13 protein-coding genes are annotated in these 18526 nt (G+C 46.0%); 3 read left to right on the top strand and 10 right to left on the bottom strand.

What is annotated here, in order from left to right; translation table 11 throughout:
* Positions 1 to 15: 15 nt before the first annotated feature.
* Together HUB64_RS01850 and HUB64_RS01845 are read right to left on the bottom strand one after the other, a co-directional pair.
* Positions 16 to 1239 (bottom strand): MFS transporter, encoded by a 1224-nt coding sequence (locus tag HUB64_RS01850; RefSeq protein ID WP_105250336.1) that lies wholly within the window; start codon positions 1237 to 1239, stop codon positions 16 to 18.
* Between the two features lie 392 nt (positions 1240 to 1631).
* Positions 1632 to 2441, bottom strand: coding sequence for a hypothetical protein (locus HUB64_RS01845; RefSeq protein WP_173496244.1), 810 nt, complete (start codon positions 2439 to 2441; stop codon positions 1632 to 1634).
* A gap of 159 nt (positions 2442 to 2600) precedes the next feature.
* Here HUB64_RS01845 and ubiD point away from each other — a divergent pair, with 159 nt between their 5' ends.
* Both ubiD and fre read left to right on the top strand, forming a co-directional pair.
* Positions 2601 to 4082, top strand: coding sequence for a 4-hydroxy-3-polyprenylbenzoate decarboxylase (gene ubiD / locus HUB64_RS01840; RefSeq protein WP_105250338.1), 1482 nt, complete (start codon positions 2601 to 2603; stop codon positions 4080 to 4082).
* A gap of 114 nt (positions 4083 to 4196) precedes the next feature.
* A complete protein-coding gene (fre, locus tag HUB64_RS01835) occupies positions 4197 to 4907 on the top strand; it encodes an NAD(P)H-flavin reductase (protein ID WP_173247760.1) in 711 nt (236 codons plus the stop codon).
* Positions 4908 to 5452: 545 nt separating this feature from the next.
* Here the strand turns inward: fre and HUB64_RS01830 are convergent.
* From HUB64_RS01830 to HUB64_RS01820, 3 genes are all read right to left on the bottom strand, one after another.
* The gene (locus tag HUB64_RS01830; RefSeq protein WP_113939207.1) at positions 5453 to 6637 is read right to left on the bottom strand and encodes a DUF262 domain-containing protein; all 1185 of its coding nucleotides are present in this window, start codon (positions 6635 to 6637) and stop codon (positions 5453 to 5455) included.
* Between the two features lies 1 nt (position 6638).
* Entirely contained in the window at positions 6639 to 7379 is a 741-nt protein-coding gene (locus HUB64_RS01825; protein WP_173496243.1) for an FRG domain-containing protein, read from the bottom strand.
* 761 nt (positions 7380 to 8140) lie between these two features.
* Positions 8141 to 8770, bottom strand: coding sequence for a flavin reductase family protein (locus tag HUB64_RS01820; protein ID WP_012588671.1), 630 nt, complete (start codon positions 8768 to 8770; stop codon positions 8141 to 8143).
* A gap of 286 nt (positions 8771 to 9056) precedes the next feature.
* Between HUB64_RS01820 and HUB64_RS01815 the strand changes: the two genes are divergently transcribed.
* Positions 9057 to 11420, top strand: coding sequence for a fatty acid cis/trans isomerase (locus HUB64_RS01815; RefSeq protein ID WP_217363075.1), 2364 nt, complete (start codon positions 9057 to 9059; stop codon positions 11418 to 11420).
* Between the two features lie 51 nt (positions 11421 to 11471).
* Here HUB64_RS01815 and HUB64_RS01810 read toward each other — a convergent pair whose 3' ends face one another.
* From HUB64_RS01810 to nosD, 5 genes are all read right to left on the bottom strand, one after another.
* Entirely contained in the window at positions 11472 to 13586 is a 2115-nt protein-coding gene (locus HUB64_RS01810) for a M13 family metallopeptidase (protein WP_173496242.1), read from the bottom strand.
* Between the two features lie 235 nt (positions 13587 to 13821).
* A complete protein-coding gene (locus HUB64_RS01805; RefSeq protein ID WP_173496241.1) occupies positions 13822 to 15105 on the bottom strand; it encodes a winged helix-turn-helix domain-containing protein in 1284 nt (427 codons plus the stop codon).
* Between the two features lie 221 nt (positions 15106 to 15326).
* Positions 15327 to 16199 (bottom strand): ABC transporter permease, encoded by an 873-nt coding sequence (locus HUB64_RS01800; RefSeq protein ID WP_131524238.1) that lies wholly within the window; start codon positions 16197 to 16199, stop codon positions 15327 to 15329.
* Entirely contained in the window at positions 16196 to 17236 is a 1041-nt protein-coding gene (locus HUB64_RS01795; protein WP_131524237.1) for an ABC transporter ATP-binding protein, read from the bottom strand. Before HUB64_RS01795 ends, HUB64_RS01800 begins: the two co-directional genes overlap by 4 nt.
* Positions 17233 to 18522, bottom strand: a complete 1290-nt coding sequence (nosD, locus tag HUB64_RS01790; RefSeq protein WP_173496240.1) for a nitrous oxide reductase family maturation protein NosD — start codon at positions 18520 to 18522, stop codon at positions 17233 to 17235. Before nosD ends, HUB64_RS01795 begins: the two co-directional genes overlap by 4 nt.
* Positions 18523 to 18526: the final 4 nt, after the last annotated feature.

The following is an 18526-nucleotide window of genomic DNA, read 5'->3' as shown; positions in this document are numbered from 1 at the left end:
CTTCCTTAGCACTCACTAGTCGGCGCAGTTCGCTGTGTTTAGGGTAACGACGCGACGGCTTTCTCTGTGGGTCAGCCACCACATCAGCAGTCCACCCAATGACAACAAAGATGCCGCATAACCTGTCGCGGCAATGCCTTGTCCAGACAGTATCACTAAACTGCCCACCCAAGGCCCAATTGCATTGGCAAGATTAAAGGCGCATTGCACTAAAGCGCCTGTCATGGCTTGCCCATCGGGTGCCACATCCATCAATCTGGCTTGCACAATAGTGGCAAGCCCTAACCCACAACCGACAAAAAATACCACGGGCATCAGCGCCCAGTAATGTCCGGTCAAACTCGGGTAAATAGCCAACACCACAGTGCTTAACACTAACGACCAAAACGCCGCCGCTAAGGCCGACTTATCCGCCGCCCAGCCGCAAACTAAGGTGCCCAATGTTGCGCCAATACCAAATACTGCCATCATGATTGGGATCTTAAACGGCTCGACTTGTGTCACTTGGATTAAGGTTTCAGCCAGATAGGTATACACGCAGAAGATACCGCCAAAGCCAATGGCCGCGATACCGAGCGTCAGCCAGACTTCACGATTTTTAAGGGTTTGTAGCTCTTTTTTGGGACTCGCATCAGCGGGCACGGCTTGATTAGGTGCTAAAAAATACACCATTATCGCGGTAATGGTCGCCAAAATCGCCACTATGCCAATGCCCGAGCGCCAGCCCACAGTTTGCCCCATCCAAGTCGCAAACGGCACACCGATAATCGTCGCCAGCGTAAGGCCAATAATCACCCGCGATACGGCGCGGGCCTTCATTTCTGGCGGCACTAGAGAGGCCGCGAGCAACATAGCCACACCAAAATAGGCACCGTGGGGCAAGCCGCTGAGAAAACGAAAAAAGATTAACCAATTCAATGATGGCGCTAACGCACTTAAGCCATTGGCCACCGCCATTAACCCGGCTAAAGCAATCAAGAGTGTTCGCCGTCTGACCCTAACGGCCAGTACCATGATAATTGGCGAACCGACCACAACCCCCAGCGCATAGGCACTAATGGCATAACTCACATGTGCAACCTCTACCCCTAAATCGCTCGCGATATAAGGCACTAAGGTCATGGAAGCAAATTCTGTGGTGCCTAAAGCGAATGTCCCGAGTGCTAAGGCAAGTAACACCCATAATGTACTGGCGCCCTTGTGCTGGTTTTGGGCAGCCTGATTTCTAACAGTATTCAAACCTCTTCTCCGCTATGCTATAAAACGACAACTAGCTAATACCAATCGAATCAAATATCTGTTCATTCAGCGGGAGTTCAACGCGCTTTAGACAAGGCGAAGGCTTGAAGGCATAGTGGTGCTCTGTCGAAAGCCTTAAACGCAGTTTAAAGCGCGTTGAAACCCGCCCTTCGGGAGCCACACAGGCATCACACTCCCGTGTTGCATTGACTTAAAAGGGAATACCATTTCTGCGTCAATGCGCCTTGGATTGAGATGCCTGTGAGGCTCTGAACTGATTAGATATTTAATGTGATTGGTATAACTCACTAATAAAAAGATAATAAAAGATGATAAATAAATTGGAGCCCACTAAGGGGCTCCAATTTCTCAGTCATTTACGTAATGTAAATCTATCTGACTAACTGTTCTTGATAGGTTTGACTGTTCCAGTCGTAGGCGTAAAGCGTGCCTTGCCACTCGTAAAGTGTACGACCATCCTGCTGCACAACCCTAGCATTGCTCGGCAAGCTAGACACACTGTGCGGTGCGCGTGGACGCGGAGTTGCAACTGTTTTGCCAGTGACGTTACTAGTTTGCGACACCAGTTGCCCAGTCGATTGTCCGGCCATATTTACAGGCATACTCGACACCATACGGCCTTCACTCGCAGAATACTGCATACTGGTTGTTACCCGTACAGGTGCAGAAATGGCCACAGGTTCATCGTCGTAGCGCATAGGAATCGACAAACCTATGCCCGAATAGGGCGAGTTCCAGTAATTTCGAGCGTAGGCGTCACGCGACGTATTCCAACCCCAATCATTGTTCCAATGGGTGTTCACACCGTAACCGACATTCCAACCCGATCCCCACCCCGTAGCGAGCCCTAAGCCCAGTCCTAAACCCCAAGGGTAATAAGGTCGATAATAGGGACGATAATGGCGATTATCTTTGCGCACATGGCGGTTGTCGTAATAATTGTCATAACGATTGTTGTAATGACTGTCGCCACGACTGTGGCTATCACGATGACCGTGGCGTTCGTCTTGATCCGAATAGCCTCTATTTCCGGCCACCGCCACAGTCGGCACACTGAGCGCCCCCAAAAGTGAGATCCCCACGGCAAGCGATAAAACCAAGCACTTTAGCGACCGCTTATGCGCGCCATGTGATTGACTTTGAACACACTTTTCTTGAGCAAACCATACAGGAATATTCATATAAACCTCGAAATAAAGGGCGTAAGCGAGATCTATCGCGACTTACTGGTAACCATTTTACGCTTCCTAAGCTTGAAGATCACTGAATTGGTTAACCCTAAAACAGAAAAATGCTATAGTGCGCGCCACACGGATTTTCACCGCAGAGGCTATTTCCACATGAGTTTTAAGGATTTACGCAGCTTTATTGATCACTTAGAAGCCAATGGCGAACTCAAACGCATTAGCTACCCAGTTGATCCTCATTTAGAAATGACAGAGATCGCCGATCGCGTATTACGCGCTCAAGGCCCTGCGCTATTATTTGAAAATCCCAAAAATCATCACATGCCCGTGTTGGTAAACCTGTTCGGTACGCCAAAACGTGTGGCCATGGCACTCGGCAAAGACGACCCATTAGCCCTGCGCGAAGTGGGCGAACTGTTAGCCTTTTTAAAGGAACCTGAGCCACCACGCGGTTTTAAAGACGCGATCGCTAAGATCCCTATGTTCAAGCAAGCCTTGAATATGCCGCCAAAGACAGTGCGTAATCCGCCTTGCCAACAAGTGATCAAAACCGGCGATGAGGTCGATTTAACTCAATTGCCTATTCAGCATTGCTGGCCGGGCGATGTCGCGCCACTGGTGACCTGGGGCTTAACCATCACCAAAGGCCCGCGCAAGAGTCGTCAGAATTTAGGCATTTATCGCCAACAATTACTGGGTAAAAACAAGCTGATCATGCGCTGGTTGTCGCACCGTGGCGGCGCGTTAGATTTTGCTGATTTTAAACAACAGTTCCCCGGTGAGCGTTATCCGGTTGTGGTCGCACTCGGCGCCGATCCTGTGACCATTTTAGGTGCCGTCACCCCAGTCCCCGATTCCATGAGCGAATACGCTTTTGCCGGTTTACTGCGCGGTGAACGTACCGAAGTCTGTAAGGCATTAAGCTGCGATTTAGAAGTGCCCGCCACCAGTGAAATCATCCTCGAAGGTTATATCGATCCTGAGGAACTGGCGGAAGAAGGCCCCTACGGCGATCACACGGGTTACTACAACGAAACCGATAAGTTTCCAGTATTTACCGTTACCCACATCACTCAGCGTAAAGATGCCATCTACCACAGCACTTACACTGGCCGTCCACCGGATGAGCCCGCCATGCTGGGGGTTGCATTAAACGAAGTGTTTGTGCCGATTTTGCGTAAGCAATATCCTGAGATCGTTGATTTTTATCTGCCGCCTGAGGGTTGTTCGTACCGCATGGCAGTGATCTCCATTCGCAAACAATATCCGGGACATGCCAAACGAGTGATGATGGGCGCGTGGTCTTTCCTGCGCCAATTTATGTACACTAAGTTTATTGTCATAGTGGATGAAGATGTGAACTGCCGTGACTGGCAGGATGTGATCTGGGCGATCACCACCCGCATGGACCCTAAACGCGATACCGTGATGATCGAAAACACCCCGATCGACTACCTCGATTTTGCTTCACCCGTTGCGGGCTTAGGCTCAAAAATGGGACTCGATGCCACCAATAAGTGGGAAGGTGAAACTAACCGCGAATGGGGTACGCCAATCGTGATGGATCCAAAAGTAAAACAAAAGATCGACTCAATCTGGGATGAGTTAGGCATAGACGACAGCCCAACCCTATAATTCAGCTTAAGCCATTACTCAAGTATCGGCTTTAGCCAAGAGAATAGGCCAATAACAGGCCTCTAAAGCGACACCTAGACACATACTGTTGAAGAAAGGTGCAAAGGAAGTTTGATGAAAACCATACGTTGTAAGATAGAGAAAGTTAACCCATTTAACGATGCCGTATATCAAGTATTGTTAAGGCCTGAAACCGCCTTCGATTTCCAAGCGGGGCAATACTTATGTGTTGTCATGGGTGAAAAAGATAAACGCCCCTTCTCTATCGCATCAGCGCCAAACGCCGAGCTGATCGAATTACACATTGGCGCAGCCGTCAGCGAAAGCTACCCAATGCAAGTGGTCGAGCGCCTGAAAGCCTGCGCCATTGACGGCAGCACTATCGACATCGAAGCCCCAGGCGGCGAAGCCCACCTGCGTCACGAAAGCCAACGCCCTCGCCTGTTAATCGCCGGCGGCACAGGTTTCTCTTACATTAAAAGTATCATCGAGCACCAAATAGCCCTCGGCCAACAGGTTGAAACTATGCTGTATTGGGGTTGTCGCACCCAAGATGCCATGTATTTTGAAACCATCGCCCGAGAGTGGCACGACGCTCACCCTTGGTTGCACTTCGTCCCAGTCATCGAAGAAGCTCCCGCAAATTGGCAAGGCAAAACCGCTAATCTGTTAGCGCAAATCAAACAAGATTTTGTCAGCTTAAATGGCTACGACATCTACATCGCCGGCCGTTTCGACATGGTGGGTGCAGCACGGGAAATTTTCCGTGAGATTGGTGTAGAGGAAGCACATCTCTACGGTGATGCGTTCGCGTTTATCAAATAACGCGATAATTGGTTAGCTTAGCTGGCTAACCTTTGCCAGCTAAGGCTTAAATAATAAACCCCAGTTTTTACTGGGGTTTTGTTTTATACGTCACGCCGTATTTCACTTTGAATACGGCCTGACGGCCAAGAAAATCTACATATCCAAACTTCGTTTGTTATTTTAAATCAAAGTCAAAGCCGTGGGGCTTCACCCCACACCCGACCAAGGAGGACTACTCGTCCTATCCTCCTTGGATTCTCCAAGACGCCCCCAACGGAGTTGAAAGCCCCTTGTGCTCATCTGCAAATTTGCTATCGCTTCCGAAGGATGCGTCCCTGCACCTGCGAAAGCTAGCTCGGCATCCATGCCGAGACTCACGCAATTTGTCTATTCGCCCTGCGGCAACTCCGAGGGGAGGTGTATTCTGTCACTTCGGCTTTGGCTGTTAATAACCAATAGCAATGGGTGTCTCGATAAATGATCGGTCACTTTCAGCTGAGAGAAAATGTAATTGACTGATAAAATTTATAACTCACTAGAGTTTCGATATAAAAAGTTAACGTCTATAGTTGAAACTCAAAATTATCTATAAACTTTTGTATTTCAATCGGGTTTGTTGTCGATGCGTTATATTCAGGATCTTCTAAGTATGAATCATTTAGCTTTTCAGAAAACATTTCTAAAAATCTTTTAATATTTTCATCTTCGCATAAAATATTAAAATCAACACTTTCCTCATTAAACTTTTTAAACAACCCCGCTAATATCATTGATATAGAAACTTGAAATTTATTACCTCTTTTAGAAACACCATAAACTTCTTTTGAAAATGGGTACTCAACATGCCGAGCCATTGCATCAACTAATGAATTAAATTTATTAAATAATTCATGCGTAACTTTAAATGCAACTTCAGAAATTGAGTCATCAGCAGCTTCCAGTTTAGACTTTTTCTCCATATACGACTCTGCGTACTGTGGAGACTTATAAATTGTTTTATACTTACCTTCTTTATTCAAAGTTTCTTGACTGACTCCATCTTCGATAATGCTGAGTATAACAAAAACATTCTCTTGACACGTTTTTTTTTGATACCGGTCCTTTGAAACAGCATATGCTTTAGACAGGGTGTTTTTAGGATTATCCATTAAATCTTTACAAAATCTGTTAACTAATTCATTAACTTTAGAATCATATACCGCATGCCTAATATCCTGTGGAGTCAATGGCTTAGTGCCTTTATTATAACGATTAAAAATTTCCAGCTCAAAACTTTTACCTGGAAAATCTCTAAATGTAATTGTTGATATATCCCGACTTTGTAGCGCTGTAATATCATCAACATCTAAATCATTGAACTGAAGGCCATTTTTCTCACTCTCTATGTTTAAATCTGTAAGTTTAAACATATTAGAAAAGAATCGATAAAAAGCCCTCAATCGATGTTGACCATCCACAACATTGAGAACCTGTACCCCTTTATATTTGTAACTAGCAAGAAAGATAGGAGGTATTGGTATTCCTATAAGAGCAGACTCAATTAACGAACTTTCATCTGAAACACTTGAACGATACTCTCTCTGATAGTCAGGAGATATAATTATCGCATCATTATATTTAACTACCTGAGCCTTAGAAAGTATATCTTCATTTAACTCCTGTATTTCATAACCAAGCTTAACTCGTTCGAAAACAGTCTGCCAAGTTAAGCCTATTGTGGTAGGATTTATTTTGAAGTCACTACTCATTCTATTTATCCTCTCTAGCCAAGTCAGCTATATCTTGTTGTGTCAATATATCTTTTGCCACTGAATTTAATTCTGGGTATATACTGGTAAAACTGATCCCCATTGAATACAAAGATGATAATATATACTTTTTATCTTCACCGTTTATTACTAACTTTCTTAATATTGTTTCATCAAGATTTCTTTCAAGGGCTTGATCATCATCTTGAAAAATTACAAACAACCCTTTTTGTGCATTAACTCTTGAGTTGATTTTTCTACCTTGCACAACAAAAGGCCCATCATGCCCCTCACTACTAAAAGTATCATCACCAGATATATTGATTATTTGTGATTGTTCTTTTGTTTTATGATTTAAAGCTGAAGGATTCAAGAAGTAAACAACTGCATCATCCTCACTGTCATCTTGGAATGACTTTTCAACAGCAAAAAGCAACGAAATCACATGAGAAGTGGTAAAATCCATAAGCTTTGTTGGAATACCATAGTGCTGAGCATAAAGCATCCATTCAATCTCATTTTTGAGCGCCCACGGCGTATCCATATATTGATATGAATTTATTTTAAATTGCTCTAAAAAGCTGCGAATTACTCGCTTTGAGTATTTGCGATTTCCGGAATCATCCACCCTTAATGCACTTGGCAATAATGGATAATCCTTTGACTGACCACGAGATAGAGTGAATTCGCTCGGTAAGTCCTCAACATAAGACATATATTCACTCAGCTTACTTATATTCATTATTTACCCATTTCATTTAGAACGGCCAAATTTAAACAGTTAAAATTACACGAAATACATAAAACACAAAAAATCAAACGCATAGATTGCAACTATCACTTCAAATTTAGATTTGAAATCACTAGAAACAAGAAATAAAAAATAAAAAACGAATTCCAGCACAAAAATCTATATGTAACTTTATCATTGAAAATGACTAAACTTAGCAGAAAACCTGAGTGCCTTTTATTTCATCCTAGTTATATCTCTGTTAATAAATCAAATATATCGCTCTGTATGGTTTGTGTCCACGTATTTTATCTTGTTTATTAAAATATTACACAATTAAGCAATCTCTAAACTCATCATATTTAGAATGATTATTATGACGACGCCATTAACACCTAAATGAGAGAGATACTCCATCCCCTGCGAAGTTGCTGAAGGGCGTTAAAGAAAATAGCGTGACGCAGACAGGACGTCTGCGTAGCTTTCGGGGGGAAGGGACGCCCCATCGGAAGCGTTAGCTATTTTCGAATAAGCACGAAGCTAGTAACTAATGCATGTAACTTCGCTAGGGGCGTCATGGAGAATCCAAGGAGGATAGGACAAGCAGTCCTCCTTGGTCGGGTGTGGGGTGAAGCCCCACGACTTAGACTTAGACTTAGACTTAGACTTAGATTTTGATTTTGATTTTGATTTAAAAAGTTAAAAGTTAAACTCATAAGCCAAACTCAAACGAAGTTTAAAAACCCAAAGCCCTGCGGCACCTGAGCAGCCCCTTACACTTGTGGTCTATGTAGATCGAAACGCAGATCTTCACAGATCCCATAATAGGCCGATGGGCCGCCGGCACGTAATACGGGCTCGGCGAGTGCGGTTTGATAAATCCCCTCGGCATTGAGTAAATGCTTAGCAATATGCACGGCCACCACTTCACCTAACACCAACCAAGTATCAATCTTGTCGCCATTGGCGGCGGTGAGTTGAATACATTGGGACAATTTGCATTCGAAGTTTACTGGGCTTTCAGCCACTAAGTCTGCCTTAACAATGGTGCCTGCTTTAGCCGTGAGTCCGGCAAAGCTAAACTCATCTTGACCGCGTGGCAGCATGGCGGAGGTTTGATTCATCTGCTCAGCTAAGCCACGGGTGGTGAGGTTCCACACAAACTCCCCTGTTTCGACGATATTAGCAACACTGTCTTTCCAGCCTGTGCTGGCAAAGCCGATGATGGGCGGTTTGTAGTTGAAACAATTGAAAAAGCTGTAAGGGGCGAGATTGCGTTGCCCCTCGGCATTCCGTGATGAAATCCAGCCAATTGGTCGAGGCCCCACAATCGCATTTAAAGGATCGTGTGCAAGGCCATGGCCTTTGCTCGGTTCGTAAAAATAGCGGTTATCAGCAGTCATACTTCATCCTTTTGTTATTGCCACAACAATACTGGAGCAATTAATACAGCCATCACAGGTACGCTTTTATAGCCGCTATCTTACCCAAGTTTCGAGCAGCGACCAAAAGTCTGTAGGGCAACTTAAGTCAGCTCCTTGAACAACATCTGGCTGCAAATTTCAAATCCAACACACTCTTCTGCTAAAGTGATACTTATCAGTGGGCTAAAAAGCCTAACTCTGCTAAATAGCATGCGGCAAATGAAGGAGCGGTGAATGGGCGCGATAAAAGGGGGGATGGAAGAGGTTGTTGTTGGTCACAGTGCTGTTAGCGACGGGTTGTGCCAGCGTAGCGCAAATCGATTTCAATGCTCTGTTTGGCACTAGCTCACCGCAAAAACGTGTCGAAAATGCACAGCTTAACGACCAATTTATTCAACAAGCCGAGTTTGTGCACACACAAGTTGAGCCTATTCTCAATAGCCGCTGCGTGGTATGTCATGCCTGTTACGATGCCCCCTGTCAGTTAAAAATGACCTCGAGCGAAGGTATAGAGCGTGGGGCGAGCAAGGAAAAGGTTTACCAAGGCACACGCTTAGTCGCTGCCACACCTAATCGCTTATTTGTCGATGCCTTTACCCCAGCAGCTTGGCGTCAACGCGGGTTTTACCCCATGCTAAACGAGCGCGATCAAACCCCAGAAGCCAATACCCAAGCCTCGGTATTAGCCAGAATGCTCACGCTTAAGCAAATGCATCCCCTGCCCGAAGACAAGATTTTAGATAAGCGTTTTGATTTCAGCCTAGACAGAGTTCAGCAGTGCGCCAGCCTAGAGGAAATGGACAAATACGAGCAAAGCCAGCCCCTTGCAGGTATGCCTTATGGCTTGCCAGCACTGAATGCGAATGAGCATCAAGTGTTGATGCACTGGCTTGAGCAAGGTGCACCACTGCCATTTGCACAGGCGCTTACACCTGAATTTATTGCAGAAATAACCCACTGGGAGAAGTTTTTAAACGGCGACAGTTTAAAAAGCCAATTAAGTGCACGCTACATCTACGAGCATTTGTTTGCCTTCCATTTATATTTTGAGTCTTTGAATCAACCAAACGCCCAGCCTTTATTCTTCGAGTTAGTGCGTTCTCGGACGCCGCCGGGGCAAGCGCTGGATATTATCGCCTCCCGTCGTCCCTTCGACGATCCTAAGGTGGAGCGAGTCTATTACCGCTTTCGGCCTTATCGGGCAACCATAGTCGATAAAACCCACATCCCCTACGTTTTAAATACCGGCTTGCTCAATAACTGGCAACAATGGTTTATCGATGCGGATTACTCAGTCACTCAACTGCCGAGCTACAAGCCGAGCGTTGCGGCCAATCCCTTTGAAGCCTTTATTCAAATTCCTGCCAGTGCGCGCTATCGATTTATGCTGACCCGCGCCCAAGATACCATTATGGGCTTTATCAAAGGCCCAGTGTGCCGTGGTCAGGTGGCGCTCAATGTCATTAACGATAGATTCTGGGTGTACTTTGTTACCCCAGATTATATGGACGACACTGACTTTAGCGCCTTTTACCATTCCCAACTTGAAAACCTACGTATGCCAGCGGAGGAAGAAAGCACTGCACTTGCAGTAACTTGGGTGAAATATGCCGCCAAGCAAGGCAAATATATGCGGGCGCGTAATCAGTTCTTAAACGAGAAGTTTAAAAACGGCCAACACCTCACTATCGACGGACTCTGGGATGGCGACGACACCAATGATAATGCCAGCCTGACAGTGCTGCGCCACTTCGACAATGCCACTGTGGTCAAAGGTTTAGTCGGCGAGCCCCCCAAAACGGCTTGGATTATCGATTATGCCTTACTGGAGCGTATCCACTATTTATTGGTCGCGGGTTTCGATGTTTATGGTAACTACGGCCACCAGCTATTAACTCGCTTATACATGGATTTTTTACGTATGGAGGGGGAATCGAACTTCCTGACCCTGTTGCCACAGGAGGAAAGGCGCAAACAGTTGAGTGATTGGTATCAAGGGGCTGGTACTCAGCTCACGGCCTTTATCGCAGGGGATATCAACACCTTTCATCAGCCCACGGGCGTACTCTACTTTAGCGACGATCTAAAGGGCGAGCTGTATCAAAAACTCGGACAGAAGGTTGCTATGGTTCAACCCAATCGATATCACATAGAAAACAGTAGCTTGCAAGCACATAGCAAAGCGCTTTTACACACATTAGATCGATTAAAAGGCACACAAGCGACCCTGTTACCTGAACTAACCATGATCATGGTCGAACCTGAAAAAGCGGGTAAAGCTGAGATATTTACCTTAGTTCGCAATAGCGCCCATCGGAATATTTCGAGCCTGTTTAATGAGGCGAGTAACCGCGAACCCGCTAAAGATGACGTCACTTTAGTGCATGGCTTATTGGGCAGTTATCCTGAGGCATTTTGGCAAGTGAAAGAACAGGACTTGCCTAACGTCGTGGCGACAGTAGAGAAAATGCAAACTGAAAAAGACTATGAGGCACTGTTAGATATGGTGGGTGTACGCCGTACCGATCCGAAGTTTTGGGCCTTTAGTGACGAACTCAATCAGATCTTTTTCGACAATCACCCGATAGAAAGTGGGTGGCTGGATTACAACCGACTGCAAAATCGTTAATAAAAAGGGGAACGCTAGTGTTCCCCTTCCTTTCAAATCAACGCAGTAAACTTACCAGATCTTAACGCGATCTTCTGGAGCCAAATACAGCTTATCGCCAGGCTTAACATCGAATGCAGTATACCAAGCATCTAAGTTACGCACGGTCAGCGCGCGGTACATGCCGGGGGCATGTCCATCGGTTGCCACCCGAGCACGCAGGGCTTCGTCACGCATCTTAGTAGCCCAAGTTTGCGCAAAGCCGATAAAGAAGCGTTGATCACCCGTAAAGCCTCCAATCACAGGCGCATCTTTGCCTTTAAGCGAGGCATGGTAAGCATCATAAGCGGCGGCTAAACCTGCTACGTCGGCAATGTTTTCACCTAAGGTCAACTTGCCATTGACGTGTAAATCAGGGAAAGGCGCATAAGCATCAAACTGCTGCGCTAACGCATCGCCTTGCTTATCAAATTGAGCAAAGTCAGCGGGCGTCCACCAGTTACGCATAGCACCAGTCGAGTCAAAGGCCGCGCCATTGTTATCAAAACTATGGCTGATTTCATGACCAATCACAGCGCCAATCGCGCCATAGTTGTAAGCGGCATCGGCCTTAGCATCGAAGAATGGCGGTTGCAAAATACCCGCTGGGAAGTTAAGCGCATTCTGCACCGGCAAGTTCACCGCATTCACCACTTGCGGCGTCATCCACCACTCGCCTTTATCCATTGGTTTGCCAATCTTGGCTAACTGGTGGCTGTACTCCACTTTTTCGCCATTGATGGCATTGGCGTAGGCATTGGTCGCAGTCACTGCATAGCTGTCGTAATTGCGCCATTTATCGGGATAACCCACGCCCACCGCCATAGTGGCCACTTTTGCTAGGGCTTCTTTCTTGGTTGAAGGGTCCATCCAATCGAGTTTTTCCACTCGCAGACCGAAGGCGGCCACTATGTTATCCACCATAGTGCTGACTTCTGCTTTGGCCGAAACGGGGAAATATTGCTCGGCATAGGCATGGCCTACAGCATCACCTAAATATTGGTCGAGTGCCGCTAAGGCACGTTTATCGCGACTGCGCTGCTCTGGCGTGCCAGAAAGCTTAGTGCCATTAAAGGCAAACGAAGCGTTGTCGATAGCCGATGGCAACACATCGGCATGACTGTTGATATGGTGGAACACGAGCCAATCTTTCCATGCTTCTAAAGGCTCAGAGGCCACAAGCGCAGAAAGTCCCGTAATCGCCGTTGCATGGTAGGCCGCAAATTTAGGTTGATTACCCAGTTGCGCCGCCGCTAGAAAGGCAGTCCAATCGATGCCCGGAGCTTTGGCATCAAAGTCAGCACGGCTCCATACCCCCGAAGACTGAGTAAAATCCTCGCTTGCTTCACGGCTGGCGTGGGCCGCGGCAATCTTGTTTTCAAGGGCGAAAATACGATCGGCACGAACAGCGGCATCGCTCACACCCGCATCTTTAAGCAAGGTTTCAATGTAAGCGCGGTAAGCGGTGCGAATGTCGGCCATTTTAGGATCGGCAGACAGGTAATATTCGCGCTCAGGTAAGCCTAAACCGCCCTGTAAAAAGTAAGGTAAGACTTCGCCCGGCGTTGCTAAACCTTGGGTTACGAAGATCCCAAATAGGTTTTCGGTATAAAAGTCAGTCGCGTTGAGAGGGTCGACATCGGCGCGCAAATTTCCGCCTAACGCCGCAGATAAATCCTGCTTGCTCGCAATGGCCTCATAACGGGCAATATCCGCCTCGGCAGGCTTCATTCCTGCGGCATCAATAGCGGCGGTATCTGTGTAAGCCTTGTAGAAATCGGCGATACGCGCTTCGTCGCTTCCCGCCGCATGTTGCGCTTTCACCAGATCGGCAATCAAACTGGTTTTATGCTTTTCGGTTGCTTCAAAGGCAACGAGGAAAGCGCCAGTGCTGGAGCGATCGGCGGGGATCATCGTCGTTTTCATCCATTCGCCATTGGCGTAGGTATAAAAATCATCCCCTGGTTTTACCGTTGGCGTCATAGCCGCGACATTAATGCCAATCGGCATTTGAGCCGCAATGTCTTGACTTTTTAGCGCGTTTTCGCTGGTTTTTACGGTGTTTTCTGTGGTGTTATCACTGCAAGCAGTGAGCCCAGCCAGTACTGAAGTTGACAGTAACAGCACGGGAATAAGACGGTCCGACATGAATGACTCCTCTCTTTTTTATTATTGTATTTATAGTGTGATTGCTAAGTTTGGCAGTGTAACTGGCACTGAATGAAGAAGTAAAACAAAGCCAATTTTTATGATAGAAAGTTAATGCAAACAATTTGAGCCAGACGCTTAAACACGCAGCTTAGCATCATCACGACCGCGCTCAACTGCAGGCACAAAAAAGCCGACGCTATGTCGGCTTAATCAAGTTTGGCTAACGACTACTTTATAATTTGATCTGAGTGTACTGAGTCCACGCAAGTACTTGTCCCATCTGAGGAATGATCCATACTGCCGTGTGCTCATTTTGATAAACACGATAATAAAATAAATCTTCATCACGGATATCATGCTTACGAATTTCACGGTAGAACTGCATAGCAGAATGGCTGACTTCATCCGGTTTTGTCAGTTCTTTTTGTAACACTTTAACGTGAAAAACATCGACTTTAAGGTCATCAATTGTGGTCTGGTACTGCTCAAACTCACCGCGGATAGTGTATTTAATCGGTGTCGTTAAACAATCTTGATCTGTAATACAGGAGGTCGAATAAAACTTACCCTTATTTTGCCCTTCATAGACCAGAGACATACTGAGATCGTTACGAACTAAGAGTTCGCCCGCCACGGGAAAATAAATATCCGCATGGTAATTATGCTCAAGTAGCTCACCCATTCCTTTATCATCCGCAGGGAGGACAATACGGTTATAGCGAATGCGCTGCTCCATTATTTGGCTCAGCGGAATAAACTCCGCCATATTTAATCCTGCGGGTTTTGCATCTATCGCCGTGATATTGATGATGCCGTGACCACTGCAGGCATCGGCGTCCAGCTCAGGGCAAATCGCCATCGAATAATTTTTGCCATCTGTTGAGGTAAATGCACTGAAGTAATTAAGGTTATTGATGTGATTTCCCTCTGGCGCTAAATGTTTTTGCCACCATGAAGGATGTAAACGATCCTCATCACCAATATAGAAGGTTCGCGCCGTCCCCAGCGTGCCACCAATATTGAGGCTGATATATTTATCGGCATGCCATTTAGCCACCTGTTTAACCACCGCATGATGGTCGCTCACATACCAAACGATTGCCAAGATAGCGCACAAGAGGGCAATACCAGCAACTTTAGTCCAAACCGACACCCCCACTAAGGCATCACGAATTGCATTCGCATCATTGATCGCCAGCATCTTTACATGGGATTGTTCAGAGATATGCAATTGATACCCGCGGCGTGCCACGGTTTTAAGCTGCACTTCGGTATAGGGTTCGAGCTTTTTACGTAAGGTACTGATGCATTGCGTTAAAGAGGTAGGAGCAACCACCCTTTCAGGCCAGCCGACCTGCAGCAATTCTTCCTTAGTAAAAATGGCATTCGTGGATGATAACAGCAGCACTAATAAGGCCGTTTCGGAAAAAGTCAGGCTGATGGTTGTCCCATTCACATGATCGACTAATTCCTTAGCCTGTTCATCTAACATTAAATAAGATGTGATTTTATGCATGTTAAACGCCTGAAAGATCAGCCAATACTGATAAAGTTTGATTACACTAACAACATGCAATCATCATGTGACATTGTTTCTTTCCAAGAAAACGATGATATGCAATCACCAAGTCAAGATGGTTTATTTTACCTTTTAACAACATATAAGAGTGTGACTCTATACTCAGTTTAGTCATTGTTTAATAAGTACAAAGTTAGACTAATACAGAGGTCGCTAAACTAGATTTCTTGGTATTTAAAGATCCAAGAACAACACAAAAGTAATGCACCAATCCAGCCACCCAGCAAACCATACATTAAGGGTAAGCCCAGCCCAGTTTGAGCAAGCAGAGTGAGACTACTTTTAGCCGCGAGTGTATCCGAGGGAGTCGCGAGTAAATTTAAAGCACGGAACAGATCAGTAGGGTTCAACAAAATCAGTAGATTGAATACAGTACGATTAAACATCTCACTCATTCCAACCACAGCACTGAGTAAAATCAGATCATAAACCAGCACAAGCACAAACCATAAAATGAGTAATATCCCCAGTGCCTTGGCTTTTTCTCGCACACACAAGCTAACCCAATAACCCAAGAGCACGAACACTAATGACAGTAAAATACTGCTCATAATCAAATGGATAAACCCGATAGCTATGGATAACTGGGCCTGAGTATCGCCCAGTGATATCAGTATTAATCCTGTTAAACCAAAGCCCAAAATGCAGGCAATGGTCATCACGCAGGCATGGCCTAAAAACTTGCCGCACACCAGATGCCAACGTGCTAATGGATAGGTCAGCAGTAACAACAGAGTGCCGGATTCTTTTTCACCAACAAAGCTGTCATAACTCAACAAAATCGCACCTAAAGGGAGCATAAATACCGATAAAGTGACTAACCCAGAAAGGATCTGGGCAGGCTCAAATACCACTAAGTTGCCGGACACAGCGCTGCCCATAAAACTCACACACAGAGATAGCAGCAACAAGATTCCCGCCATCATCCATAACCAACGATTACGTAAATTATCCTTAAACTCTTTGGCGGCTATGGTGCTCACTATGCTCAGGGCACTTAAACGATGGTGCAAAACCTCGGAACGGTTCATAGGACTGATTCCAAATTAATCGCCTGATTTATATCTGTTATGTTAATAGTCTTTGTGGGCATTTTTGACGACTGAAGGGGGCAAAGACTTTCCATGTAATGATGAAACACACTCTGCAAACTAGGAGGTTCAATAGAAAAATCCCCCACGGGCACTTTTTGTAATAAGTGATTTAACACGGCTGACTTTTGCTCCTGTGACACAGCGAGCGTGAGTCCCTGCCCCGCGTTTGCCTTAACACATGCCGCTAAAATGGGATCCGCTAGCAATGCTTGCCTTTGAGTATTAGATAGAAAATGCAACAAGATATGATTTGGCAACTGAGTCGCCGCCCTCAGGGAGGTTAAGCTTCCCGAAGCCAACATTCGCCCTCGACCTAAGATCAAAGCGCGATCCATCTGATCTTGTACTAATCCCAACTCATGGGTACTGATAATAATGGCGCAGCCCTGCGCCCTGAGCTGAGCGATTTTTTGATACAGGAAAGCCGATGCCAAGGGATCTAAGCCAACTGTCGGTTCATCGAGTAACAGTACCTTAGGCTCAGCCAATATCGCCTGCGCGAGCCCAAGACGTTGCCGCATCCCCTTAGAAAAAGTACTCAAACGCTTATCTTTAGCGGCCTCTAAACCAAATTCAGCAAGTAATTCATGCACTTTAGGCAAGGCAACGCCCTTAAGCTTAGCGAAATATCGCAGCAGCTCATTGGCGGTCATATTGTCATAAAAACTCACATTTTCAGGTAAATAGCCTAAAGACAAACTCTGCCGCACCTGTTGGGAGCTCACACTATGACCTTGAACTTGGAGCAGACCACTTGTGGGGGTAAGTAATCCCAAAATAAGCTTGAGTAACGTAGATTTACCCGCACCATTATGCCCAAGGAGTGCGATCACTTGACCCGCTAACACCTCAAAACTCACATCATCCAGTGCCTTAAACTTGCCATAGCATTTACTGATATTTGTCGCTTTAACAACCACATCAGCATTCACTACAGGCTTATTCGCTGAGCAGGTCAAAGTTTGATGATTCATCGCGAACCTCCATCAATCAGTACATGCGCGCCACTTTGCATTAGGGGAAAACTATCACTTATACCGCTCGTCACTTGGGGCTTAAATTGGCGTTCCACCCAACGCAGTAACAACACAACGGGGCTTTCCATCAACAGTTTGGCTTCAGGATAAAGCCAAAACAGTTTATCTAAACTGTCATTCGGCCTATGGGCAATATCCCCTAATCCATCGCCATTCAGATCCCAACCTTGATATTCCGACCAGTAATTGCCCTGCCCCTGATAACTCCACTCCAGCAGTGCCTCGCCGACGTACTTAACTTGGGTTTGATTGGCCATAATACGATTATGCCAAAGGCGATTTTCCTCTCCGCCCATGGCCATACTGATCCCGGTATCGCTGTGGCTAAACTCGTTATCTTGAATACGGTTATGTTGAGCAGCGTAAATAAAAATACCTTTCCCCTCATTGCCAAGCTCCACTGTGCCCTTAGGGTTATGGATTTGACTCGCAACATTGGCTTGCATATGGGATGCCTCAGTAATATTGAGCAAAATGCCAAAGTCCCGCGCCTGAGTCACACGGTTGTGGTGCAGGTAAATATGGGTTGAATTCATTAGGGCATAACCGCCATCGACAGCAATCGCTTGGTTTTGCCACGCTTCGTCGGCTTGGGTATACATATAGTGAATGCCATATTGCAGCTTAGTGAATTGATTTTCATAAATGCGGCTGTGGGTAACGGACTCTAAATACACACCATCACGGACAAAAATCAGCTGATTTCGGTCAATTTGTGGCGAATTAACATGCTTGAGATAAATGCCATCACCCCGATCAAGCACATGAATGGCACCGTTACCACTAATGCTATTGTCCGTAATGATGGGTGAGTTTAGCTGTTCGCCATAAATACCAAAACCATCGCCCACCAAGCGGTTTCCCTTAATCTGCACATGATCCGCCCCTTTTTTGAGTAAAATGGCGGCATCACGGTAATACAGATCCCGTCCCCAGTGGCGGATATTGAGCCCCTCAATACTCACCTGAGGCGCCTCAATGACCAACGCACTCCCTTGGCGCAGTGCATCTAATGTCGCGCCTATTTCCCCCTTTAGCGAAATGGATTGCGTCACCTTAAAGGAGCCTTCATACACCCCAGTGGCTAGCACTAAGGTGTCACCTGCTTGGGCTTTGTTAAGGGCAAGGGTGAGTGAATCTGTATCTGTTACCCGAATGAGTGCAGCCCAAGTACCGAAAGAGGCAAAGCACAGCAGCCAAATAAGGACGAGACGCAGCTTCATCATC

The sequence above is a fragment of the Shewanella sp. ISTPL2 genome, assembly GCF_013283205.1.
GTDB lineage: Bacteria > Pseudomonadota > Gammaproteobacteria > Enterobacterales > Shewanellaceae > Shewanella > Shewanella oncorhynchi.
The sequence above is the reverse complement of the archived record's forward strand: the minus strand, read 5'-3'. Positions and strand labels throughout refer to the sequence as shown.